General features: G+C 67.8%; 21 protein-coding genes. 12 read left to right on the top strand and 9 right to left on the bottom strand.

The genetic code is table 11. The features are described 5' to 3' along the window. Positions 1–123 precede the first annotated feature (123 nt). Positions 124–981 (top strand): SGNH/GDSL hydrolase family protein, encoded by an 858-nt coding sequence (locus ACAM49_RS01985; protein ID WP_369633720.1) that lies wholly within the window; start codon positions 124–126, stop codon positions 979–981. 188 nt (positions 982–1,169) lie between these two features. Next, positions 1,170–1,877 (top strand): helix-turn-helix domain-containing protein, encoded by a 708-nt coding sequence (locus ACAM49_RS01980; protein WP_369633719.1) that lies wholly within the window; start codon positions 1,170–1,172, stop codon positions 1,875–1,877. Between the two features lie 16 nt (positions 1,878–1,893). Here the strand turns inward: ACAM49_RS01980 and ACAM49_RS01975 are convergent, their stop codons facing one another. Continuing rightward, positions 1,894–2,142: a hypothetical protein gene (locus ACAM49_RS01975; RefSeq protein ID WP_369633718.1), complete on the bottom strand. Its 249-nt coding sequence runs from the start codon at positions 2,140–2,142 to the stop codon at positions 1,894–1,896. Between the two features lie 129 nt (positions 2,143–2,271). Here ACAM49_RS01975 and ACAM49_RS01970 point away from each other — a divergent pair, with 129 nt between their 5' ends. Further along, a complete protein-coding gene (locus ACAM49_RS01970; protein ID WP_369633764.1) occupies positions 2,272–3,228 on the top strand; it encodes an undecaprenyl-diphosphate phosphatase in 957 nt (318 codons plus the stop codon). A gap of 73 nt (positions 3,229–3,301) precedes the next feature. On the opposite strand, the gene ACAM49_RS01965 is transcribed toward ACAM49_RS01970, so the two are convergent. Continuing rightward, complete coding sequence (locus ACAM49_RS01965; protein WP_369633717.1) at positions 3,302–4,942, bottom strand: cutinase family protein; 1,641 nt, start codon at positions 4,940–4,942, stop codon at positions 3,302–3,304. Between the two features lie 213 nt (positions 4,943–5,155). Continuing rightward, entirely contained in the window at positions 5,156–6,562 is a 1,407-nt protein-coding gene (locus ACAM49_RS01960) for a lipase family protein (RefSeq protein WP_369633716.1), read from the bottom strand. A gap of 178 nt (positions 6,563–6,740) precedes the next feature. Here ACAM49_RS01960 and ACAM49_RS01955 point away from each other — a divergent pair, with 178 nt between their 5' ends. Continuing rightward, positions 6,741–7,559 carry an SDR family oxidoreductase gene (locus tag ACAM49_RS01955; protein ID WP_369633715.1) on the top strand — a complete coding sequence of 273 codons (819 nt, stop codon included), beginning with the start codon at positions 6,741–6,743 and terminating at the stop codon, positions 7,557–7,559. A gap of 11 nt (positions 7,560–7,570) precedes the next feature. On the opposite strand, the gene ACAM49_RS01950 is transcribed toward ACAM49_RS01955, so the two are convergent. Then, entirely contained in the window at positions 7,571–7,774 is a 204-nt protein-coding gene (locus tag ACAM49_RS01950; protein WP_369633714.1) for a hypothetical protein, read from the bottom strand. A gap of 528 nt (positions 7,775–8,302) precedes the next feature. Between ACAM49_RS01950 and ACAM49_RS01945 the strand changes: the two genes are divergently transcribed. Genes ACAM49_RS01945 through xdhC form a run of 3 tightly spaced genes read left to right on the top strand, consistent with a single transcriptional unit; the run spans position 8,303 to position 13,114 of the window. Next, on the top strand, positions 8,303–9,790 hold the full coding sequence (locus tag ACAM49_RS01945) for a xanthine dehydrogenase small subunit (protein WP_369633713.1): 1,488 nt from the start codon (positions 8,303–8,305) through the stop codon (positions 9,788–9,790). Next, a complete protein-coding gene (gene xdhB / locus ACAM49_RS01940) occupies positions 9,787–12,258 on the top strand; it encodes a xanthine dehydrogenase molybdopterin binding subunit (protein WP_369633712.1) in 2,472 nt (823 codons plus the stop codon). Before ACAM49_RS01945 ends, xdhB begins: the two co-directional genes overlap by 4 nt. Position 12,259: 1 nt before the next feature. Further along, positions 12,260–13,114 (top strand): xanthine dehydrogenase accessory protein XdhC, encoded by an 855-nt coding sequence (gene xdhC, locus ACAM49_RS01935; protein ID WP_369633711.1) that lies wholly within the window; start codon positions 12,260–12,262, stop codon positions 13,112–13,114. A gap of 62 nt (positions 13,115–13,176) precedes the next feature. On the opposite strand, the gene ACAM49_RS01930 is transcribed toward xdhC, so the two are convergent. Genes ACAM49_RS01930 through ACAM49_RS01910 form a run of 5 tightly spaced genes read right to left on the bottom strand, consistent with a single transcriptional unit; the run spans position 13,177 to position 18,139 of the window. Then, complete coding sequence (locus ACAM49_RS01930; RefSeq protein WP_369633710.1) at positions 13,177–13,815, bottom strand: histidine phosphatase family protein; 639 nt, start codon at positions 13,813–13,815, stop codon at positions 13,177–13,179. Beyond that, positions 13,812–15,614: a carbamoyltransferase gene (locus ACAM49_RS01925; protein ID WP_369633709.1), complete on the bottom strand. Its 1,803-nt coding sequence runs from the start codon at positions 15,612–15,614 to the stop codon at positions 13,812–13,814. Before ACAM49_RS01925 ends, ACAM49_RS01930 begins: the two co-directional genes overlap by 4 nt. Then, positions 15,562–16,662 (bottom strand): NAD(P)/FAD-dependent oxidoreductase, encoded by a 1,101-nt coding sequence (locus tag ACAM49_RS01920; RefSeq protein WP_369633708.1) that lies wholly within the window; start codon positions 16,660–16,662, stop codon positions 15,562–15,564. The genes ACAM49_RS01925 and ACAM49_RS01920 overlap by 53 nt, the downstream gene beginning before the upstream one ends. Then, complete coding sequence (locus tag ACAM49_RS01915) at positions 16,659–17,642, bottom strand: hypothetical protein (RefSeq protein ID WP_369633707.1); 984 nt, start codon at positions 17,640–17,642, stop codon at positions 16,659–16,661. The genes ACAM49_RS01920 and ACAM49_RS01915 overlap by 4 nt, the downstream gene beginning before the upstream one ends. Before the next feature lie 32 nt (positions 17,643–17,674). After that, entirely contained in the window at positions 17,675–18,139 is a 465-nt protein-coding gene (locus ACAM49_RS01910; RefSeq protein WP_369633706.1) for an SRPBCC family protein, read from the bottom strand. A 693-nt stretch (positions 18,140–18,832) separates the two neighbouring features. On the opposite strand from ACAM49_RS01910, the gene ACAM49_RS01905 reads away from it, so the two are divergent. The 5 genes from ACAM49_RS01905 (at position 18,833) to ACAM49_RS01885 (ending at position 23,075) form a co-directional block, all read left to right on the top strand. Next, complete coding sequence (locus tag ACAM49_RS01905) at positions 18,833–19,330, top strand: nucleoside deaminase (protein WP_369633705.1); 498 nt, start codon at positions 18,833–18,835, stop codon at positions 19,328–19,330. A 139-nt stretch (positions 19,331–19,469) separates the two neighbouring features. Further along, positions 19,470–19,832 carry a YidH family protein gene (locus ACAM49_RS01900; RefSeq protein ID WP_369633704.1) on the top strand — a complete coding sequence of 121 codons (363 nt, stop codon included), beginning with the start codon at positions 19,470–19,472 and terminating at the stop codon, positions 19,830–19,832. After that, complete coding sequence (locus ACAM49_RS01895; RefSeq protein WP_369633703.1) at positions 19,829–20,137, top strand: DUF202 domain-containing protein; 309 nt, start codon at positions 19,829–19,831, stop codon at positions 20,135–20,137. Before ACAM49_RS01900 ends, ACAM49_RS01895 begins: the two co-directional genes overlap by 4 nt. Positions 20,138–20,186: 49 nt before the next feature. Then, positions 20,187–22,091: an alkyl/aryl-sulfatase gene (locus tag ACAM49_RS01890; protein WP_369633702.1), complete on the top strand. Its 1,905-nt coding sequence runs from the start codon at positions 20,187–20,189 to the stop codon at positions 22,089–22,091. A gap of 111 nt (positions 22,092–22,202) precedes the next feature. Then, positions 22,203–23,075: an aldo/keto reductase gene (locus ACAM49_RS01885; RefSeq protein ID WP_369633701.1), complete on the top strand. Its 873-nt coding sequence runs from the start codon at positions 22,203–22,205 to the stop codon at positions 23,073–23,075. The last annotated feature ends 37 nt before the right edge of the window (positions 23,076–23,112 follow it).

The following is a 23,112-nucleotide window of genomic DNA, read 5'->3' as shown; positions in this document are numbered from 1 at the left end:
GGTTCGGAGCGCACACGGCTCACCCGGCGAGCTGACCTGCTAGTTAATCGAACATGCTTCATAAATTAAGCAACTATGTTTAACGGGGCGGGTTCCGAATCCCGGCCTGCTCAGGGGAACATGATGAGAAGACTGCCGATCATGCTGGCCGCCGTCGCCGGAATCGTGCTGGCCACCGTCCCCGCGCACGCCGATCCGGGTATCGGAAGGTATGTGGCACTGGGTGATTCGTACGCGGCCGTCGGAGACCTGCTCGATCAGTACGGTACGCCCGGCTGCTTCCGCTCCCGGAAGAATGTCGCCAATTACGTTGCCGCCGAACTACGCCCGGCCGAATTCGTCGATATGACCTGCGGCGACGCCACCACCGCGAATATGACCGTCGCCCAATCGGTCACCCTCGCGGTGAATCCGCCGCAGTTCGACGCGGTGACCCCGGATACGGATCTGATCACCATCAGCATCGGCGGCAATGACCTGAATCTGCCGAATACCTTCGGCCCGTGCGGGGCGCTGGCCGTCACCGATCTCGACGGGAATCCGTGCGAGCGCTACTACACGGCCGGCGGGGTCGATCGGCTCGGCGATCGCCTGGAGAACGAGATCCGGCCGCGCATCGCGGCGGTGCTGCGGGCGCTGCGCGATCGCGCGCCCGCCGCGCGCATCGTGATGGTGAACTACGCGAGCCCCCTGCCGGAGTCCGGGAGTTGCTATCCCGCAGCGTCTTTCGTGCGCGGCGATGTGCCGTACCTGCACGGCGTCGTCGCCCGCTTCGCGGCCGTCCAGCTCGAGGAGGCGCGGTGGATCGGAGCCATCGGCGTCGATGTTTTCGGGGTGCCCGGTCATGACATGTGCCAGCCGGTGGGTCCGCGCTGGATCGAGCCGCTGGTGCCCGCCGCGGCGACCACGCCGTTCCATCCGAATTCCACTGCGACGGCGGCGATCGCGCGTCTGGTGACGGCGGCGCTGAATTCGAACTAGGGCGAACGCTACGTTGCGTTCACAAGACGGGTAATGAACGAATGCCGTGGGGAACGGGAGAATGCCTGTAGTACACGGGAATTCGAGTTGCGGTGCGATTCCAACCTAATGCAATCACGCAGGTCGTGTGTTGCAATAGGTTGGGAGCCGCGCCGCTTCGGCGGCAATCTGATGAAGGAGCCGCGCAGGTGCCCGGAGGAAGACTCAATCAGGAGGATCGCCGTCTCATCGCCGCGGGTCTGTCCCGCGGGCTCGGCTACGCCGACATCGCCCGTCAGCTCAATCGCCCCACCTCCACCGTGAGCCGGGAGGTGACCCGCAACGGCGGTCCGGGCCGCTATCGGGCGGAGACGGCGCAGGCCGCCACCACGGTGCGCTCGCGCCGCCGCGTGTCCCGACCCAAGCGCGTCGAAAAGCCTTCCGGTGCAGACGAATACGGCCGCAGCCCGGCTCTGCTGGCGGAATTCAGCACGGCGATCGCGGTGCTGTTCGCGCAGACCGGGATGCCCAAGACGGCCGCCGCGGTATTGGCCCGGCTCTATGCCGCGGATTCGGGCAGTCTCACCGCCGCCGAGCTGGTGGCGCAGCTGCGGGTGAGTCCGGCGACGGTGTCGGCGGCGGTCGGCCAGCTCGAGCAGCGGGCGCTGATCCGGCGCGACCGGGATCGGGGCAGTCGCCGGGATCGCTACGTGATCGAGGAATCCGCCTGGTATCGGGTGACTCTCGCGGCGGCGCGCGTCAACGAGCGTTTGGCCGCGCAGGCCCGGGACGGTGCCGAGGCGCTGGGCGCGTCCACGCCCGCCGGGGTCCGGCTGCTGGGCATGAGCGAGTACCTGGAGCGGGTGGGCCTGGATATGGTCCGCTCCGCCGAACGCTGGCGTGAACGTCTCGGCTAGCGACCCGACCGCCCGCCTACAGATTCGCGATGGCGATTCCGGGGAATCTGCGGTGAATGCGATCCACATACCGGCGCACCGTGGAAAGTTCGGCATTGATGGTCTGCCGGGCTTCAGCGGTGGGTGCGGATTGCAAACGCCGCGTCAGTTTGACTACATGTCTTTCCAATTCATTCAGGAAGATGCGAGCCTGCGCTAACTCGGGATCCTCGCTGGTCTCGGGATTGTCGAAACCCCTGTACTGCATATCGCGGAAGTATTCCACGCAGCAAGGCTCCGCGCGGCGCAATTGGATTGCGTCCGGGCGGGATCGGACCGGTGGTATGCCCTGAACCCCACCGACCCCCGATCGAGTAGCCTCGCGAATCGATCCCCGCACCGCGCTCCGACAGGAATTCGTATGGCCATCAGCTACCTGGAATCGATCGTCGTCGGCGCGCTGCAAGGGGTGAGCGAGCTGTTCCCGGTCTCCAGCCTGGGTCACAGCATCCTGCTGCCCGCCTGGGCGGGCGGCAAGTGGGCCGACGATCTGAGCATGTCGGCCAAGGACTCCCCGTATCTGGCGCTGCTGGTGGCCATGCACGTCGCGACCGCACTGGCCCTGGTGATCTTCTTCTGGCGGGACTGGGTCGGCATTCTGCGCGGCCTGTGGGATGTCGTGCTGACCCGCCAGATGCGTACGCCCGAAGCACGATTGGGCGTGCTGCTGGTGGTCGCGACAATTCCGGTGGGCATCGCGGGGCTGCTGCTGGAGAAGGCCGTCCGCAACTATCTCGGGACGCCGGTCCCGACGTCGATCTTCCTGGCGATCAACGGCTTCGTGCTGCTGTCCGCGGAGATCATGCGCAAGCGCGAGCCCGAACCCGATTTCGTGGTTTCGAGCCCGACCGGGCGCACCGGCGACCTGTCCATGGAGGACACCGTCGTGCTGCCGATGACCGATCCGGCGCACGCCTCCGATGTGCGCCTGTCCCGCCTGAGCTTTCGCGACGTCACCCTGATCGGCTCGGCTCAGATCGCGGCCCTGTTTCCGGGCATCAGCCGCTCGGGCAGCACCATCGTGGCCGGCCTGTTCAAGGGCATGCGGCACGAGGACGCCGCCCGCTTCGCCTTCATGCTGGCCACCCCGGTCATCCTGGCCGCGGGCGTGCTGAAGATGCCGGAGCTGTTCAAGCCCGAGAACCACGAGATCCTCGGCCCGGCGCTGGCGGGCAGCGTGGTGGCGGGCGTGCTGTCCTATATCTCGGTCAAATTCCTCACGGCCTACTTCGAGACCAAGACGTTGACGCCGTTCGCGATCTACTGCCTCGTGGCGGGGCTGGGCAGTTTGGTCTGGTTCAGCATTCGCTGAGCCTTTATCCGCATACGAAAAATGCGCTGGTGCGAAACCCGAAAGGGTCCCGCACCAGCGCATTGTCGTCAGATCAGTGACCCGCGGTGGTGGTCGTCGTGGTCGTGGGCGGAACCGTCGTGGTCGTCGTCGGCGGCACCGTGGTGGTGGTCACCGGCGGCGTCGTCGTGGTGACGGGCGGCGTGGTCGTCGTGGCCTCCGGCTTGACCGTGGTGGTCGGCGGCGCCGTGGTGGTGGTGGTGGTCGGCGGCGTGGTGCCCGTGGTGGTCGGGGTGGTGGTCGCCGGAGTCGTGGAACCCGTTGCCGGAGTGGTGGTTCCGGAGGTGCTGGCGCGCGTCGCGGCGGCCAGGGCCTTGGGCGCGGTGGTGGTCGTGGTCGGGTTCAGCGTCTTGGGATCGAGCTGCTTGGCCTGCGCCTGCTTGGCCAATTCGGTCAGCCACGCGGCCGCGTACTCCGCGGAGCTCACCTGCTTGCCGTTGTCCGGATTCTGGTCGTGCCAGTAGTCGAAGTGGTGGCCGGTGCCATTGGGGCCCAGGGTCAGGTTGTACGGGTCGTTCAGCAGCACCGGAATGGTGTTCTGGTTGGTGGTGATCAGCCCGATGACCTCGTTGAACACCTTCTGCGGCAGGTACGCCAGCGGCGACATGTTCTCGGCCGCGATATTGTCCGCGGCCACCGGCGTCGGATTGTCCTGGTTCGGCTTGTAACCCGGCGCCGACACCTTCAGCAGCACATCGAGGAAGGTCTCCTTGCTGGTCCACCAGCTCGGATTGTGCGCGATGTCGGCGAAGGCGTCGCCCGCGATCTTGCCCAGCACCATCGCCACGTCGATGCCGGTGGTCGGCGTGATGGTGTTGTCGTTCTGAATCTGGTCGACATTGATCTGCCGGCCCACATTGATGGCCAGCTGCAGCAGCGAGATGTTCTTGGGCGCGGCGCAGGTGAGATCGCCGTCGGAGCAGAAGGAGGCGATGCGCCCGTTCAGCGCGCCGAAGTCACCGGCCTGGTCCGGCAGCGCGCCCTGGCCACCGGCCACGTACTTGCCGTTCTGGTACTGCTGCCCGAAATTGTCGGGATGGTTGGGGTCCTTCGCGCCCGGGAACGGGCCCTCGCCCTCGGTGCGGCCCGCGTCGGCGAGGATCACCACACCGGCCACATTGCCCGGATCGACGATCCCGTATTTGCCGTCCGCTCCGGCACTCTGGTGCCCGACGTCCATGGCCACCCGGCGCGCCACATCCGCGCCCTCGCTGTAGCCGACAATGGCGTACTTGGTGTTCGGGCAGGCCGCGGAGATATCGCGCATGACCTGCTCGGTATTGGCGACACCGGTCTTGACGGCGTCCTCGTAGCTGTTCAGATTCGCCGGGTAGGAGACGTAAACCGCCCAATACGAATTGGAGTCGACCTGACCGCCCGGCGCGTTCACCACCGGGTCCACCCAGTGGCTCTGGTAATCGTCCGACAGCGCGGCGGGCAGTTCGTTGCCGTTCGCGTCGACCAGCATCTTCGTGGTCCCCGGCTGCGGCGAGTCATTGCGCCCGGCCACCGAGATGGTGACCATGTCATGGCATTCGGTGACCGATGCCTTCAAGGCCGGATCGGCCTGCTTCGAGTCCGGTGACGACGTGATCGCGAAGGTCGCCGCGACCGCCGCCGCCACACCCAGCGCGGCCGGTGCGGCAACCGCCGATGCGATGCGATGTCGCTTCATGAAGTCGCGAATATCCACGCGAGAAATCCCCATTTCACCCCGACAGTGAACCGTCAGGCCCCCTGTTCAGGTCGGGCCATCTACCGACAGACACGTCGTCGCGGGAGATCCGAGCGTTACTTTTGCGAATGAGTCGTTATCGCACCATGACTCGAATGCGCCGCCCCGGAGTGGGCTGGGTCACACCGGCGCGCGGTCCGCTCCTCGATTCGGTCAAGCCCCGATCGGCTTGCCGAAGAAGGAGGCGAGGGTTTCGCCGATGGTGTCGCCCAGGGTTTGGAGTTCGCCCGGGGTGCCGAGCATCGAGGGGGAGTCGGTGGTCGAGCAACCCGGTTGGGCCGCAACGCCGTTGAGGCGGTCGAAGAGCCACATGAGGGCGGCGGGGCCGCCGACCACTTCGGCGACGACGTGTTCGCTGGCCCAGTCGCGGGTGTAGGTGATCTGGGCGGACGGGTCCTGGCAGTAGGTGTTCACGAGTTGGTCGGCGGAGGCGAGGGGGAGGATCTCGTCCCACTTGGAGTGCCACATGAAGATCGGCATGTCGGGGAGGCTCTTGCCGAGGCGGGTGTCCTCGAGGACGGCCTGGACGGCCGGTTCTCGCAGCGGGTCAGGCGAATTGATCAGGCCGGTGATGTTCAGGAACGGCAGGATCGAGGACTGGTACTGCACGCAGAACGGTGATTTCACCGTGCGCAGCAGCTGGCCGAGCGGATTGAGTTTCTGATCCAGCAGGGCGTCGAAGTCCGGGTACTCGCGGGCCAGGCCGAGGACGGCGCCGAGGACCAGGCCCGCGGTGGCCTGGTTGTTGGCCATGAGCAGGGCCGCGCCCAGATCCGCGCCGGTGCCGCCGGAGGCCGCTCCGACGATATTCAGTTCCGGCGCATAGGTTTTGCGCAGTTCCGCGGCGTGCATGGTGGGCATCGAACCGCCCGAGTAGCCGTACATGGCCACGGGCGCGGTCGCGCCGACGCCGAGCGGCGCGAACGAGGTGGCGGCGCGAATCCCGTCGAGGGTGATGCGCCCGGCCAGCGGGCCCGCGGCGTAGGCCGAATTCGGGCCCTGGTGGTCCGGGATCACCACCGCGTCGCCCTTCTGCAGGGCGGCCTGCGCGAACAGGAATTCGGCGGGCGCGACGATCTGGCCGACGAAGGTCGCGGCCGAGAACTGTTGCAGCGCATAGGAAGGACTGCAGTAGCCCGCGGTGGAGTCCTCGGCGATCTGCACCGAGAGCAGCTTGCGCGGCGTGGGGGAGACCCCGCGCGGCTTGAGCAGCGTGGCCACCGCCGGGATGGCCTCGTCGCGAGAGTTGTTGGAGCGGTAGGAGACCTGCCAGGCGTCCACATTGAGCGGGATGAGCCCGAAGTTGGCGATGTTCACCTGCCGGACCGCGAGGATCTGGCCGGGCGCGGCGGCCGCGACCTGGTCGGCGGGCGGATTGTAGAAGCCGGGATCGAGTTCCGGCGGCAGCGGAAGAATCCGCGCCGGCTGGATCGATGGCAGCGCCGGAGCGTCCGCCGGATCGGCCTGCGCCGGTGCCGCGGCCAAACCCGCCACCACGAGCGCGCTGACGGATATGGTCCCGAGCCGCACCAGCCGCCCGGTCAGTCTCCTGGTCCTCATCGACCTGTTCCTCACCCTGAATCCCACTTGTGAGACTAAGTAGTCTCAATATGCCGCGATCACTATCGCACGCATGTGAGCTGGCTCGCAATATCCGTAGGTGGCGGAAAAGGTCCATTCAAATTGAGCTGGTCGCGACCCTTGCTTGGAGCGCACTCCAACTCGCTAGGGTCGATTCATGAGCAAAGTCTGGTTCATCACCGGTGTCTCACGGGGTTTCGGACGCGAGTGGACCCTCGCCGCCCTGGAACGCGGCGACCGGGTCGCGGGTACCGCCCGCGAGCTGAGCACGCTCGACGACATCGTCGCCAAATATCCCGATGCCTTCCTGCCGCTGCGCCTCGACGTCACCGACCGGGCCGCCGACTTCGCCGCCGTCCAGCGCGCCGCCGAGCACTTCGGCCGCCTCGACGTGGTCGTGAACAATGCCGGCTACGGTCAGTTCGGCATGATCGAGGAACTCTCCGAGCAGGAATTCCGAGATCAGCTGGAGACCAACGTCTTCGGCGCCATGTGGATCACCCAGGCCGCCCTGCCCATCCTGCGCACCCAGGGCGGCGGCCACATCCTCCAGGTCTCCAGCATCGGCGGCATCTCCGCCTTCCTGAACCTGGGCGCCTACCACGCCTCGAAGTGGGCGCTCGAGGGCTTCTCCCAGTCCCTGGCCCAGGAGGTCGCCCCCTTCGGCATCCACGTCACCCTCATCGAGCCCGGCGGCTTCGACACCGACTGGGCGGGTCCCTCGGCCCGCCACGCCACCCCGAATCCTGCCTACGACCCGGCCCGCGCGGCCCGCGCCGCCCAGCGCAACGCGGTCAAGCGCGGCGACCCGACCGCCACCGCCACGGCCGTCTTCGCCGTGGTGGACGCGGAAAAGCCGCCGCTGCGCATCTTCCTCGGCGAGGCGCCCCTGGGCATCGCGACCGCCGACTACGAATCGCGGCTGGCCACCTGGCGGGAGTGGCAGCCGGTTTCGATTGCGGCCCAAGGCAACTGATCGACCGGAGCTCAGACGCGGCGGCGGCCGAAGAGCGGCCGCCGCGAACTCCATTGGCGGGAACGGGAAACGCGGGCGCTGAACCCGGCCATGTGCAGGGCCAGGCCCAGTAGCCCGGCGATGACGAAGACGCTGACTCCGAAACCGGAAGTGCGGTCGGCGAGCTCGAGCAGCAGGGCGATGCCGAACAGGACCGCGGCGACGATGGCGAACATACCGGTGAGATACCCACCTCTGGTCGGTGAAACATACAAAGCCCATCCGCGAGTCGGATGGGCTTTTCGTATGTTCTGACGAAAGCGTGTTTATTTGTGCGATAAACCGATTCGCGTGAAGGTCGTCGAACCGCTGGTCATAGGTTCGTGCAAACTGTTCGCGACCACCCCGGATCAGCTTGACCGATGTGCTCCGCGCCACGTACTTTCGGGGTTACCGACACATGTGAGCTGAACGAAGGAGGCGAGTCGGATGTCGAACGGTCCCATCGAAGGCACCCCCGACCTGCGTCACCTGGCTCACCGGACCGCCTGGGTTCCGGGTCGTGTAGCGCACGGCTTCTGAGCAGCCCTTTTCCGGCGTGCCCCGAACGTGGCCCCGGCACATTTCGATCTCTGTCACGGCCTTCGGCATGCCCGCGTGCCGTTTCGCGCTCCGGGTTCTCGGGCGGCGTCACCGAAATAGAAAGCTCCTGAAATGGCGACTAGGATTATCAGATCGACCGCGCAGCGAAATGAGGTTGTGCAATGGTAGAGGCGCGGATCACGGTCAACGGGAAAGTCACCCCGATTTCCCCGGCGGCTCCCCACACCACCGTCTTGGATTTCCTGCGGGACCGCGGTTTCACCGGGAGCAAGGAAGGCTGCGCCGAGGGCGAATGCGGCGCCTGCTCGATCATGGTGGCGCGCCCCGGCGTGGAGCAGCCCACCGACTGGATCGCCATCAACGCCTGCCTGGTGCCCGTCGCCTCGCTCGACGGCCAGGAGATCGTCACCGCCGAGGGCCTCGGTGAGCTCGACGGCTCCGGCGCACCCACCGAACTGCACCCGGTGCAGAAGGAGATGGCGGTGCGCGGCGGCTCGCAGTGTGGTTACTGCACCCCGGGCTTCATCTGTTCCATGGCGTCGGAGTACTACCGGCCGACCCGTTGCGCCTCCGCGCACGCGGCCGAGGACAACGCCGCAGAGTCGGCCGACGGGCACGATCACGAGCACGGCCCCAATGGTTTCGACCTGCACTCGCTGAGCGGTAACCTGTGCCGCTGCACCGGTTACCGCCCGATCCGCGATGCCGCCTTCGCACTCGGCGAGCCCGAGGCAGACGACAAGTTCGCGCAGCGCCGCGAGCAGGAGGCCCCGGCCCCGGTCGCCACCGAGTACAGCCAGGACGGCCGCACCTTCCGCCGCCCGGAGACCCTCGCCGAGGCCGTGCAGCTGCTGCGCGACCGCCCGGACGCGGTGCTCGTCGCCGGTTCCACCGACTGGGGCGTCGAGGTCAATATCCGTTCGCGCCGTGCGGATTACGCGATCGCCATCGACCGCCTGCCCGAACTGCGCGGCCTGCAGATCGAGGCCGATCACATCGAGATCGGCGCGGCCGTGCCGCTGACCGAGATCGAGCGCCGCCTCGACGGCAGCGTGCCGCTGCTGGCGGAACTGTTCCCGCAGTTCGCCTCCCGCCTGATCCGCAACAACGCCACCTTCGGCGGCAACCTGGGTACCGGTTCCCCGATCGGTGACTCGCCGCCGGCGCTGCTCGCGCTGGGTGCGTCGGTGGTGCTGGCCTCCGCCGACGGTGAGCGCGAGGTCGAGCTGGCCGACTACTTCACCGGCTACCGGCAGAGCGTGCGCCGCGCGGACGAGCTGATCCGCGCCGTGCGCTTCCCGCTGCCGCTGGCCAAGGTGACCGCGTTCCACAAGATCGCCAAGCGTCGCTTCGACGACATCTCCAGTGTCGCCGTCGCTTTCGCGCTCGATATCGAGGACGGCGTGGTCAGCCGGGCCCGCATCGGCCTGGGCGGCGTGGCCGCCACCCCGATCCGCGCCCTCGACACCGAGGCCGCGCTGATCGGCAAGCCGTGGTCCACCGAGACCATCGAGGCCGCGGCCGCGATCCTGCAGGGCGAGGGCACGCCGATGAACGATCACCGCGCCAGCTCCGAGTACCGCGCCGCGATGCTCGGCCAGAGCCTGAAGAAGCTGTACGCGCAGACCACCGAGGCGGTGCTGTCATGAGTCATCTGTCCGAGCGTCCCGAGAAGCCGGTCGTCGGCGTCCCGATGCCGCACGAGAGCGCGTCGCTGCACGTCACCGGCACCGCGCTCTACACCGACGACCTGGTGTACCGCACCAAGGACTGCCTGCACGCCTACCCGGTGCAGGTGTTCAAGGCGCACGGCAAGATCAAGTCGCTGAACACCGACGCCGCGTACGCGGTGCCGGGTGTGGTGCGGGTGCTCACCATCGCCGACGTGCCGGGCGTCAATGACGCGGGCATGAAGCACGACGAGCCGCTGTTCCCCGAAGAGGTCATGTTCAACGGCCACGCGGTCGCGTGGGTGCTGGGCGACACCCTGGAGGCGGCCCGGCTCGGCGCCGCGGCCGTCGAGGTGGAGCTCGAGGAGCTGCCCTCGCTGATCACCGTGCGCGAGGCCATCGCGGCCGAGAGCTTCCACGGCGCGCGCCCGACCATGATCCGCGGCGATATCGATGAGGGTTTCGCCAACTCGACGCATGTGTTCGAGGGCGAGTTCGAGTTCAAGGGCCAGGAGCACTTCTACCTCGAAACCCATTGCGCCCTGGCGCAGGTCGACGAGGCCGGGCAGCTCTTCATCCAGTCCAGCACGCAGCACCCGTCGGAGACGCAGGAGATCGTGGCGCACGTGCTCGGGCTGCACAGCCACGAGGTCACCGTGCAGTGCCTGCGCATGGGCGGCGGCTTCGGCGGCAAGGAGATGCAGCCGCACGGGTTCGCGGCCATCGCCGCGCTCGGCGCCAAGCTCACCGGTCGCCCGGTTCGCCTGCGGCTCAACCGGACCCAGGACCTCACCATGTCCGGCAAGCGGCACGGCTTCCACTCCTCGTGGAAGATCGGCTTCGACGCCCAGGGCCGCATCCAGGCCCTGGACGCGACGCTGACCGCCGACGGCGGCTGGAGCCTGGACCTGTCGGAGCCGGTGCTGGCGCGCGCCCTGTGCCACATCGACAACACCTACTGGATCCCGAACGCGCACGTCGCGGGTCGCATCGCCAAGACGAATACGGTGTCCAACACCGCGTTCCGCGGTTTCGGCGGCCCCCAGGGCATGATCGTGATCGAGGACATCCTGGGCCGCTGCGCCCCGCTGCTGGGCCTGGATCCGGCGGAGCTGCGCGAGCGCAACTTCTACGCGCCCAACCAGACCACGCCCTACGGTCAGCCGGTCGGGCAGACCGACCGCATCGGCAAGATCTGGCACCAGACCCAGGACAACGCGGACTGGGCCGAGCGGCAGCGCGAGATCGCGGCGTTCAACGCCGCGCACCCGAACACCAAGCGCGCCTTGGCGATCACGAATATCAAGTTCGGCATCTCGTTCAACCTGACCGCCTTCAACCAGGGCGGTTCGCTGGTGCTGATCTACAAGGACGGCTCCGTCCTGATCAACCACGGCGGCACCGAGATGGGCCAGGGCCTGCACACCAAGATGATGCAGGTGGCCGCGACCACGCTGGGCATCCCGCTGCACAAGGTGCGGCTGGCGCCGACGCGAACGGACAAGGTGCCCAACACCTCCGCGACCGCGGCCTCCTCGGGCGCGGACCTCAACGGCGGCGCGATCAAGAACGCCTGTGAGCAGCTGCGGGCGCGCCTGGTCCAGGTCGCGGCAACCCAGTTGGGCGGCAACGCTTCCGACATCCGCATCATCGACGGTGTCGCGACCCTGCTGGGCAGCGACAAGACACTCGACTGGGACACGCTGGTGCATACCGCGTACTTCCAGCGGGTGCAGCTGTCGGCGTCGGGCTACTACCGGACCGAGGGCCTGCACTGGGACGCGAAGATCTTCCAGGGCTCGCCCTTCAAGTACTTCGCCTACGGTGCCGCGGCCGTCGAGGTCGAGGTGGACGGGTTCACCGGCGCGTACAAGACCCGCCGCGTGGACATCGTGCACGATGTGGGCGACAGCCTCTCGCCGCTGATCGACATCGGTCAGGTCGAGGGCGGGTTCGTGCAGGGCGCGGGCTGGCTGACGCTGGAGGACCTGCGCTGGGACACCAGCGACGGCCCCAACCGCGGCCGGTTCCTGACCCAGGCGGCCAGCACCTACAAGCTGCCGTCCTTCTCGGAGATGCCCGAGGAGTTCAATGTGACGCTGCTCGAGGACGCCACCGAGGAGGGCGCGGTCTACGGCTCCAAGGCCGTCGGCGAGCCGCCGCTCATGCTGGCCTTCGCGGTGCGCGAGGCGCTGCGGCAGGCCGCCGCCGCGTTCGGGCCCGACGGCACCAGCGTCGATCTGGCGTCGCCCGCGACGCCGGAGGCGGTGTACTGGGCCATCCAGGGCGCGCGCCGCGGTGACGTGGCCGCCAAGGCGCTCACCAACGGGCACGCCGGCAACGGTCACGCCGCGAATGGCAACGGCCACAACGGCAATGGCAACGGCCACGCCAATGGCAACGGCAACGGCGTCGCCGTCGGCACGACCGCGCTGAGCGGAGTCTGACATGACCTGGGTGGCCGCGGTCGAACGGTTACGAGCCCGCCGGGAACCCGGCGTGCTGGTGACCGTCGCGACCGTGCGCGGTCACGCGCCCCGCAAGCCGGGTGCGAAACTGGTTGTGGGACAGACGGAGTCCTGGGGTTCGATCGGCGGCGGCAATATCGAGGCCGTCGCCATCGACCGGGCGCGCGAGCTGATGGCGTCGTCCGATCCGCAGACGGAGATCATGGACTTCGCCCTCAACGACAAGGTCACCAACCGGCACGGCGTGCAGTGCTGCGGCGGCGCGGTCAGCGTGCTGCTGGAACCGCTGCCGGTGGTGCCCGCCGTGGCGCTGTTCGGCGTCGGGCACGTGGGCTACGAGCTGGCCCGCATCCTGGCCCGCCAGGAGCTCGACCTGCATCTGATCGACACCCGGCCGGAACAGCTTGCCCCGGAACGGCTCACGGTGCTGGACGACGCGGTGGCGCAGGTGCACGTGCACCGGCCGCTCATGCTCCCCGAGGAAGTCATCGCGGAGCTGCCGCCCGGCACCCACGTGCTGATCATGACCCATGATCACGCCGAGGACGCCGCGCTGTGCGATACCGCCTTGCGCACACCGGAACTCGGCTCGATCGGCCTGATCGGGTCGGCTGCCAAGTGGGTGCGGTTCCAGAAGAAGCTGGCCACCGAGGGCGGCTTCGACGCGGCCACGATCGCCCGGATCAAGACGCCGATCGGGCTGCCGGATATCACCGGCAAGGAGCCGATCGTCATCGCGGTGAGCGTGGCGGCGGATCTGATCAAGACGTTCGAGGCCGAGCGGCACGCGAAGAACAGTGTGGCGCAGGTGCATTCGATCGCGGACAGCGCGTAGCAAGAAGAACGAAGCAGGCCCCGGTTCTCATCGAGAACCGGGGCCTGCTTCGTGTCCAGCGGTCAGCGCAGGTGGGCGGTGTCGTTGAGCGAACGCACGCTCGCGCTCCCGTCGGGGTAATACGCGACCTCCGAGAGCGAGGCCGCCGCCAACTCCATACGGAACAGCGACTCCGGCGGCGCGCCGAGCGCCAGCCGCACCAATGTCCGCAGCGGCGCGACATGCGAGACCACCAGCACCCGCTGCCCCGGGAATTGCGCCAGCAGTTTGTCGCGCGACTCCTCGACGCGGCGGGTCACGGAATCCATTGATTCGCCGGTGCCGCCCGGCACCGCCGCCGGTGAAGCCAGCCATTCCGCCAGCTCTTCCGGGTAACGCGCGCGGATCTCGGCGAACGTGAGCCCTTCCCACACACCGAAATCCGCCTCCCGCAGCCCCGCGGCGACCTGGACCTCGAGGCCCAGTTTCCCGGCCGTGGCCGCCGCGGTCTCCCGGCAGCGGCGCAGCGGCGAGGACACCACCGCGTGCACCGGGCCGAGGGTCGCGAGCACGCCCGCGACGGCCTCGGCCTGCCGCCGTCCGGTGGCGGACAGCTCCGGATCGGAGCCGCCGCTGCCGGAGAATCGCCGCTCGGGCGTCAACGCCGTCTCGCCGTGCCTGACCAGCAGCAGCGTCGTCGGGTCTCCGGATGCGAATGTCATTTCGCCGGTTGGGCTTTCGTGACGAGATAGTTGCCGAGCACCAGGTAGTCGATCTCCGTGCCCAGGAAGCAGCGCAGCGCGTCGCCCGGGGTGCAGACGATCGGTTCGCCCGCCACATTGAACGAGGTGTTGATCAGGCAGGGCACATCGGTGAGGGCGGTGAAGCGGCGCAGCAGCGCGGCCAGGCGCGGGGTGTCGCGATCGGTGATGGTCTGCACCCGGGAGGTGCCGTCCACATGCGTCGCGCCCGGGATGACGTCCTGGTACTCCGGCCGCACCGGGAACACGAAAGTCATGTAGGGAGAACGGGTTTTGCGGCCCATCTCGAAGACCTTCGGGGCGTCCGACTCCAGCACCAGCGGTGCGAAGGGACGGAACGGCTCCCGGTGTTTGACCCGGGTGTTGATGACGTCCTTGATATCCGGGAACTTCGGGTTGGCCAGGATGCTGCGGTGGCCCAAAGCCCGTGGGCCGTGCTCGATCCGGCCCTCGTACCAGCCGATGACGACCTTCTCGGTGAGCAGCTTCGACACCTGATCGACGACCTCGTCATCGTCGAGCCGGGTCCAGCCCACCTGGTCGCCGAACTCACGCAGCGCCTGTTCGATGGCCGTATCATCGTATTCCGGTCCGAGATAAGGGGTTACGTGCGGCGTGGGCCGCGTCGCACCCGCCGTGTCCGGGTGGTTCAGCCAGGCATACGCGGCCGCGCCGATCACGATGCCGGTATCGCTGGCCCCGAAACTCACCGCCATGTCCTCGAACCACGAGCCCTCGAACAGGGGAGTGTTGTTGAGGCAGTTCAACGCCACCCCGCCCTCGAACAGCAACTGCTGCCTCAGGTCGGTCTTGCCCTCGAGCGCCCGAAGCTGGTGGCGCGTCACGATCGTCAGCATTTCCTGGGCGGCCGCGGCCACCCGGGCCTGGTATTCGAGGGTGTCCTCGAACGGGCCGAAGTACTGCTCGAACAGCGGGTCCAGGCTGCGCGGATTGTCCGTCTGCAGCGGAATGCGGAAGGAGTATCGGCCGTGGGAGTGCAGTTGGACGAGATCCTCGACGAACGGATTCGGCACCGGCGGCCGGGCGTACCCGGACAGGCCCATCACCTTGTACTCGTCGTTGTTCGGGACGAAGCCCAGGAAGCGGGTGATCGCGCTGAACAGCATGCCGATCGAGTTCTCCGCCCCGATCGTCGATTCGTCGAAGACCCGGATGCGGCCGTCGCGGATCTCGCCCATGACCGACGAGAACCGTTCCGCGCGACCATCACTGACCAGGAACGCGCTGTCCTTCAGCCCGGCCAGGTAATAGCCGGTCATGGCGTGGGCGAAGTGGTGCGGCACGAACACCACCCGGTCCGGATCCGGCGTGAACCCGGTGCGCGCGGCGAAGTCGGCCAGGATCGCCTCCGGGCTCACGACCTCGGCGGCCAGATTGCGGATGCCGCGCAGCAATTGCTGCTGCGCAACGGAATTCATGGGTGCGGCGGAGATATCGGCCAGCAGCTGATCCACCACTTCGGTGTCCCACCGCCACGGGATGGCGATGAGATCGATATCGGAGAATTCCAGCCCCGCGTGCTCGAGACACCACCGCACCGATTCGACCGGGAAGTCGGTGGTCTTCTTCTCCCGATTGAGCCGCTCCTCCTCGACCGCGGCGACCAGTTCGCCGTCGATCAGCAGCGCGGCCCCGGCGTCGTGGCCCATGAGGTAGTGCTTGTCCCGGCCGACCGCGCCGAAGTTCTCAGCGAAGAACTCCGAGACGCGGCTGAATCCGTTGCACGCCAAGACGATCATGAGTGTTTCCTTCCGTGCCGAGTATGAGGTCGCGGACCAGCGCGCCGGCGGCGGGCGCCTGGCACAGGCCCTGGCCGGAGAATCCCGCCGCGTAGACGAAGGCGCGCTCGGGATCGCGGCCGATGAAGGGCACCCCGTCCGGGCTGACGTCGAGGTCGCCGCTCCATCCCTGGTCGATGCGCTGCCCGGCCAGGGCGGGGTAGGTGGTGGCGAGCTGCCGCGATACCCGCTCGAGCCAGGACTCCCGGGTCTCGTCCGGACCGGGGCGGCCCATGCCGATGAGGATCCGGTCGCCCCAGGAGCGAATCCGCAGGCTGGACGGGTGCAAGGTCATCGGAATCGCGGTGTGGCCGGCCGCGGCGGGCGCGTCGGTGAGCAGCAGGTCCACGGGATAGGTGCTCACCGGGAGGTCCACGCCCGCCAGGGCGGCGACCGTGTCCGCCCACGGCCCGGCCGCGCAGACGATGGTGTCGGCACGGATGGTTCCGGCGGAGGTGTGCACGAGCCCGTCGGGATCGATCGCGGTCACCGCCGTCCCGGTGCGCAGCACGGCCCCGGCCCGCTCGGCCGTCGCGGCGAAGGCGCGCACGATCGCCGCCGGATCGCAGGAGTACGCCTCGGGCGACCAGGCCGCCGCCACAATGGAATTCGCGTCCAGCAGCGGATTGCGCCGGGCCGCCTCGGCGGCGGTCACGAGTTCGACCTCGACCCCCGCGGCGTGCTGCGCGGACCGCTCCCGCTGGAAGTCCTCCACCTGGTGTTCGTCGGTGAACAACACCAGGAATCCGACCCGGTTCAGGCCCAGGTCGATCCCACTGCGCTCGGCGAGGGCGTGATACGCGGCGAGGCTGCGCACCGCGAGCTCGCCGACCAGGGCGCTGTCCGGAAAGTAGGTCCGGACCACCCCGGCCGTATTCGCGGACGCTCCCGAACCCAGCTCGCCGCGCTCGAGCAGAACCGTCTCGACCCCGGCCTCGGCCAGCTGGGCGGCGATCGAGGTGCCGATGACGCCGCCGCCGATGACCAGGACCTCGGTGCGCTCGCTCATGAGCGTGCGACCTCGGCCGGGCGCTGCTGGCGCAGGTGGTCGCCGCTGTCCCACGGGTACAGGTGCAGGTTCCAGCCGCCCAGGGTGTTGACGTAGAGCGCCAGCTGGCTCACCACGGCCAGGAAGTCGTCCCGGTCGAGCTGGTCGAGGCAGGCCAGGAACCGCTGGGTGAACGCCCACAGCGGCTCCAGGCCGCAGTACCCGAGGAACTCGGCCGGAACACCCACCAGCAGTCGCGTCATGTGGCGCAGCGAATCCATCGGCATACCCTGCACCGCGGCGCGGACCAGACCGCCGTAGGAGGCGTACCCGAGCGGGCGGGTCTCGCCGTTGACGAACAGCAGGGTGGGCAGCACGGTGTCGAAACTGCCCGCGCCCGAAGGGATCACGCCCCGATGCAGCGCGGCCAGCTCGGCCGGTTCGGTCAGCCAGATCAGCTCGGTCTCGGCGTGCACATCGTGGATCAGCCGGTTGGCGTCCGCGTCGGCGGCGGTCAGGTGCGGAATCCGGTGGCCGCCTTCGCTTCCCGCGCGGCGCACCTCCACCAGGATCGGCTGCTTGGTCGAATACACCGAATCCCACACGGCCTGACCGGCCTCCAGCAGCGCGGCGATGTCCTCGTCGCGGATGCGCCCGACGGGCGCGGCGGGCATCGGCTCGGTCAGCGTGCCGTACTTGATGCCGAGATGCTGGAGCGCGGACAGGAATACCGTGCCGTCGGGTGCGTCGCGGCGGTCCGCGATCTTCTCCGACGCGGGCACGTGCAGCAGCGAGGGGATCGGCGCCACGTGGTACAGGTGCTGGCCCGCGACCAGGGCGTGGCCCTGCAGGCTGCGGTAGGGCAGCGCCTCCCACAGTGCGTCGGCCAGTTCCGCATTGCGGCCGTCGAGTTCGGCGGTCACGGTGAGACCCAGTTCGGGCCAGGCGATCTCGATATGTCGGTGCGACGGCTCGGTGTGGTTGGGCGATGACTCTGCCAAGGTGTTCTCCTTCATTGCGATATCGCCCGCCGCTAGGCCCGCGCGAAGTGGTCGCGCACGGAATCGACCTGCTTGGCCATCATGTCGATGATGGTTTCCACGACCTCGGTGTCGGCGTCCGCGGCGACGGTCAGCTCGCGGGTCCAGTCGAAGAAGCAGCGGTTCGGGTCATTGGTGATCTCGCGGACGCGAATGGTGCCGAGGTAGCGCTGCACGCCCATGGTCGGCTCGATGGAGCGGTAGGACTGCAGTCGCTTTTCCTCGTCGCGCCCGCACACCTCCTGCTGGACCAGGCCGTCGCTGAACACCAGCGTGAAGTTGTAGAGCGACGGAACCCGTTCCGGCCCACCGTCTCCGACCCAGTGCACATCCTTGGCCGCGGGTCCGGACACGATGGCCACCAGGCGCAGGGCATCGCGGACCGTGGCCCAGACCGTGTCCGGATCGGCGTCGACGACACTCGAGTGGTACATCGTGTGCTTCCGCTGTATGGCCACGAAAACTCCTTGTCCGGCAACGTGATTGCCCTCGACTCTGCAGACTTCGCAATGAAGTACACAGGCGGCCGGACGGTAGCGGCCAGGCATGGAAGCCACGAAACGGGGCGCGCGTCACAGTGCGTATTTCGTAGACTCCTACGAGATTTCTTTCTATTCGAAAGACGTTGGGCGGCAACAAGAATCAAGTGCTACCGCGGGAAGTTTCCCCGGCGCGGCAAACCCGTGGGGAATTCGTTCGGATGACGGGTCTACCGGGCCTGGCCCTGCACCGGGGCGGAAATCCGTGCCGTCGGCCCGACCGATGAATCGGTGGTCCAGCAGATCGTCGGCAACGTCGATATCCGGTCGCGTCCCACTCAGTGGATCGATGCTTCTGGCCTGTCGCGCGACAGCTACCCGTCCGATTTCGCCGTGCGGACCAGGCCGTAATGGGGTAATTTGCCACCCTCGGCAACCGAAGAATTTCACACGGTTTGTTAATCCCTACGAAAACCCGGCCCCCGCCGCCGACCCGGTTCATGTCTTCTACCCCTAGCCGACACCGTCCGGTTGGCTGTGTACTCCTCATCACAAGTTGCAAATGCAAGGGATGAGCGCCGTGGACCGCCGACCCGCCACACGGGCGGAAACAGTCGGACCGCCCGGCCCCGCATCCGGGGGAGTCCCCGCGTGATCCGTGAAGGAGTGACCGTGACCGTCAAAGAGAAGAGCCTCCAGGAGCTCGAGCGCGACTGGCTGGACGAGGCGATCAGGTTGGCGACCAACAGCGTCGCGAACGGCGGCGGCCCCTTCGGCGCGCTCGTAGCCAAGGACGGCGAGATCGTCGCGGTCGGGCACAACAAGGTGACCTCGACGCTGGACCCGACCGCGCACGGTGAGGTGACTGCCATGCGGGCCGCGTGCCAGGCGCTCGGCACCTTCTCCCTCGAGGGCTGCGTCCTGGTCACCTCGTGCGAGCCCTGCCCGATGTGCCTGTCCTCGGCCCTGTGGGCCCGCGTGGACCGCATCATCTTCGCCGCCGACCGGCACGACGCCGCCACCGCCGGCTTCGACGACCGCGTCTTCTACGAGCTGTTCGAGGTGCGTACCGAGGGCAACTGGCCCACCACCCTCGAGCGTCTCGACCTCCCCAACCGCAACGCTCCGTTCGAGGCCTGGCTGGCCAAGACCGACCGCATCGACTACTAGCAGGTCGACACCGAGAACCCCGGGTCCATTGGGCCCGGGGTTCTTTTGCGTCCGCCAAATGATGCCGCGCCAATTGGCGAATTTTCAGCTATTGGATGATTGGGTGGATCGGGTAGCCGGGCGAGGAGAGGAAGTTGCCGTGGTCGATGATCCCGATGATCGCGCGGAACCGGCCGAGGTTCCGGTCGACTACCGGTTCACCTTGGCCAACGAGCGGACCTTCCTCGCCTGGATTCGCACCGCGCTCGGCTTGCTGGCCGGTGGCGTGGCCGTGCACACCCTGGTCCAGCCGTTCCATCACGCCGGGGTGCGGCGGTTGCTGGCCATGAGCTGTCTGGTGCTGGCGTTCATGGTGGCGATCGGGGCGTATACGCATTGGCGTGATGTCGCCATCGCCATGCGCCGGGGGTTGCCGCTGCGGGATACGCCGATGGTGCCGATCCTGGCCTTCGGCATCGCGGTCGTCTCGCTCATCGCGGCCTGGGGGATGGTGTTCCGATGACGGCGCCGACCTTCCCCGAGGAGCGCACCGCGCTGGCATGGCGTCGCACCTCGGTGGCGTCCATGGGTACGGGGGCCTTGTTTCTCAGTCACGCGGTGAGCAATGGCTGGCGCGGTGCGGCGGTCGCTCCGGTGTGCGCGGTGATCGCGCTCATGCTGTTGGCGCTCATGGCGTTTCGGCGCAATCGGGCGCTACTAGGTGCGCGTGAATACGACGGGACACCGCAGATCGTGCTCACCACGGTGGTCGTGGTGAGCGTGACGGTGGTGGCCGCGGTGATCGGGTTCACCGATCCCGTGCGATAGCGGGCAGTTTCGATCCGTGCCGGGCGACCGGCCGAAAAGGAGGCAGGCAGTGAGCACAGCGACCGAACCCAGTGATTACATCATCGAGCAGCAGCAGCGGGTCACCTCGGAATTCTCCTTCGCCGACACCACCGACCAGCAGGACGCCGACCGCGGGTTCATCGCTGCGCTCGAGCCCGGCGTGGTTGAGGACGCCGACGGAAACGTGGTGTGGGACAACGACTCCTACGACTTCCTGAAGGGCTCCTGCCCGTCCTCGGTGAACCCGAGCCTGTGGCGGCAGTCCGGGCTGAACATCCGGCAGGGCCTCTACGAGGTGACCGAGGGGATCTATCAGATCCGCGGCCTGGACCTGTCGAACATGACCATGATCGAGGGCAAGACCGGCGTGATCGTCATCGATCCGCTCATCTCCGCGGAGACGGCGAAGGCGGGCCTCGAGCTGTACCGCGCCCACCGCGGCGACCGGCCGGTCACCGGCCTCATCTACACCCATTCGCACGTCGACCATTTCGGCGGTGCGATGGGTGTGACCACCGAGGCCGACGCCGAATCCGGGCGCTGCCCGGTGATCGCGCCCGCGGGCTTCCTCGAGCACGCCGTCGCCGAGAACATCTACGCCGGAACGGCAATGGCGCGCCGGGCCGCCTACATGTACGGCGCGGCGCTGCCGCGCGGGCCGCACGGCACCGTGGGATCGGGTCTGGGACAGACGACTTCGACCGGCACCGTCACCCTGATCGCGCCGACGCTCGACATCACCGAGACCGGGCAGGAGGAGACGATCGACGGGGTGCGCATCGTCTTCCAGATCACCCCCGGCACCGAGGCGCCGTCGGAGATGAACTTCTACTTCCCCGACCATCGCGCCCTGTGCATGGCCGAGAACGCCACACACACCCTGCACAACCTGCTGACCCTGCGCGGCGCGCTGGTGCGCGACCCGCACGTGTGGGCGCAGTACCTGACCGAGTCGATCAACTTGTTCGGCTACGACTCCGACGTCGTGTTCGCCTCCCATCACTGGCCCACCTGGGGCACCGAGCGTCTGGTGGAATACCTTGCACTGCAACGGGATCTGTACGGCTACCTGCACGACCAGACGCTGCGCCGGCTCAACCAGGGCTATGTCGGCTCCGAGATCGCCGAGGCGATCGAGCTGCCGCCCGCGCTCACCGCGGCCTGGAGCACCCACGGCTACTACGGTTCGGTCAGCCACAATGTGAAGGCCATCTACCAGCGCTACATGGGCTGGTTCGACGGCAATCCGGCGCACCTGTGGGAGCATCCGCCGGTCGAATCCGCCAAGCGCCATGTGGAATTCATGGGCGGCGCGGACGAGGCGCTGCGCAAGGCGCGCGTCTCCTTCGACGACGGCGACTACCGCTGGGTGGCGCAGGTGCTCAACTACGTCATCTTCGCCGACCCGTCCAACGAGGCCGCCAAGACCCTGCTGGCCAGCACCTACGACCAGCTCGGCTACGGCGCGGAGAACGCCACCTGGCGCAACTTCTTCCTGATGGGCGCCTACGAACTGCGCAACGGCAAGGTCGGCACCCCGACCAAGGCCAGCTCGCCGACCATGATGGCCGCGCTGACCATCGAGCAGGTCTTCGACGCCATGGCGCTGCGCCTGGACGGCCCGAAGGCCTGGCACGAGAAAGCCATCAGCGACTGGCGTTTCACCGACGAGAAGCGCACCCACCGCCTGGAACTCCGCAACGGCGTCCTGATCCACTTCGACCGCCGCGACGGCGACAAACTCCCGCCCGCCGACGTCACCTTCACCCTCACCCGCCCGACCTTGATCGGCGTTCTCCTGGCAGGCCAGGATCTCGGCGCGGCCATGCAATCCGGCGCTCTCACCATCGACGGCGACGCCCAGAGCTTCGCCAAACTCGCCACCCTCTTCGACGAGCCCGACCCCGATTTCGCCATCGTCACCCCTGAGTAGACGAGTGGCGTACCCCGCGAGCGTCATGACGTACGTCATCCGACGCTCGCGGGGCTGTTCGCCGGGTGCCTAGCTTCGCACGGATACCCAATTATGAAAGGGATTCCTGCGATGACTACCACTTTCAAGCTCGGCGGCGAGCTCGATGTGAGCCGAATCGGCTACGGCACAATGCGATTGGCGGATCAGGCGCCCGGTTTCGACGATGCGGTGCTGCACGTCTGGCGGGCGCCCGCCGATCGGAAGAGCGCGATCGCATTGCTGCGGCGGGCGGTCGAGGCGGGGGTGAACCTCATCGATACCGCCGATGCGTACGGGCTCGGTGAGAGCGAGGAGCTGATCGCCGAGGCGCTGGCGCCGTATCGCGAGGATGTGGTGATCGCGACCAAGGTCGGTGCGGTGCATCCGTCGCCGACCGAATGGCTGTCGCTGGGGCATCCGGCGTATCTGCGGCAGCAGGCCGAATTGTCCCTGCGGCGACTGCGAGTGGATCACCTCGATCTCTTGCAACTGCATCGGGTCGATTCGGCCTATCCGCTCGCCGATCAGGTCGGTGCGCTGCGCCAGCTGGTCGACGAGGGCAAGGCGCGGCTGATCGGGTTGTCGGAGGTCGGCGTCGAGGAGATTCGGGCGGCGGCGGAGATCACGCCCATCGCCAGCGTGCAGAACCTCTACAACCTCTCCCACCGGGTCGCCGAGGATGTCGTGGAATACACCGCCGCGCAAGGCATCGCGTTCCTGCCCTGGTTCCCGCTCGGTTCGGGCGCGCATGTCGGGGCCGATGGCGTGCTCGCGGAAATCGCCGCCGAACTTGACGCGACTCCGGTGCAGGTGTCGCTGGCGTGGTTGTTGCACCGCTCGCCGACCATGCTGCCGATTCCGGGCACCGCCTCCGCGGAGCATCTCGATCAGAACATCGCCGCGGCGCGGATCCGGCTGTCGGACAGTCAGTTCGAGCGGCTCTCGGCGATCGCCGCGCCCTGAGTACGTCACGGTCGATCCCCGACTACGTCACGGTTGC

The sequence above is a fragment of the Nocardia sp. JMUB6875 genome (assembly GCF_041154655.1).
Taxonomy (GTDB): Bacteria; Actinomycetota; Actinomycetes; order Mycobacteriales; family Mycobacteriaceae; genus Nocardia.
The sequence above is the reverse complement of the archived record's forward strand: the minus strand, read 5'-3'. Positions and strand labels throughout refer to the sequence as shown.

Bases quoted from the DNA above. Each gene is read 5' to 3' on its own strand.
- ACAM49_RS01985 (WP_369633720.1), top strand. From the start codon at position 124: ATGAGAAGACTGCCGATCATGCTGGCCGCCGTCGCCGGAATCGTGCTG.
- ACAM49_RS01885 (WP_369633701.1), top strand. From the start codon at position 22,203: ATGACTACCACTTTCAAGCTCGGCGGCGAGCTCGATGTGAGCCGAATC.
- ACAM49_RS01925 (WP_369633709.1), bottom strand. From the start codon at position 15,614: ATGATCGTCTTGGCGTGCAACGGATTCAGCCGCGTCTCGGAGTTCTTC.
- ACAM49_RS01955 (WP_369633715.1), top strand. From the start codon at position 6,741: ATGAGCAAAGTCTGGTTCATCACCGGTGTCTCACGGGGTTTCGGACGC.
- ACAM49_RS01960 (WP_369633716.1), bottom strand. From the start codon at position 6,562: ATGAGGACCAGGAGACTGACCGGGCGGCTGGTGCGGCTCGGGACCATA.
- ACAM49_RS01930 (WP_369633710.1), bottom strand. From the start codon at position 13,815: ATGACATTCGCATCCGGAGACCCGACGACGCTGCTGCTGGTCAGGCAC.
- ACAM49_RS01945 (WP_369633713.1), top strand. From the start codon at position 8,303: ATGGTAGAGGCGCGGATCACGGTCAACGGGAAAGTCACCCCGATTTCC.
- ACAM49_RS01950 (WP_369633714.1), bottom strand. From the start codon at position 7,774: ATGTTCGCCATCGTCGCCGCGGTCCTGTTCGGCATCGCCCTGCTGCTC.
- xdhC (WP_369633711.1), top strand. From the start codon at position 12,260: ATGACCTGGGTGGCCGCGGTCGAACGGTTACGAGCCCGCCGGGAACCC.
- ACAM49_RS01920 (WP_369633708.1), bottom strand. From the start codon at position 16,662: ATGAGCGAGCGCACCGAGGTCCTGGTCATCGGCGGCGGCGTCATCGGC.
- xdhB (WP_369633712.1), top strand. From the start codon at position 9,787: ATGAGTCATCTGTCCGAGCGTCCCGAGAAGCCGGTCGTCGGCGTCCCG.
- ACAM49_RS01965 (WP_369633717.1), bottom strand. From the start codon at position 4,942: ATGAAGCGACATCGCATCGCATCGGCGGTTGCCGCACCGGCCGCGCTG.
- ACAM49_RS01895 (WP_369633703.1), top strand. From the start codon at position 19,829: ATGACGGCGCCGACCTTCCCCGAGGAGCGCACCGCGCTGGCATGGCGT.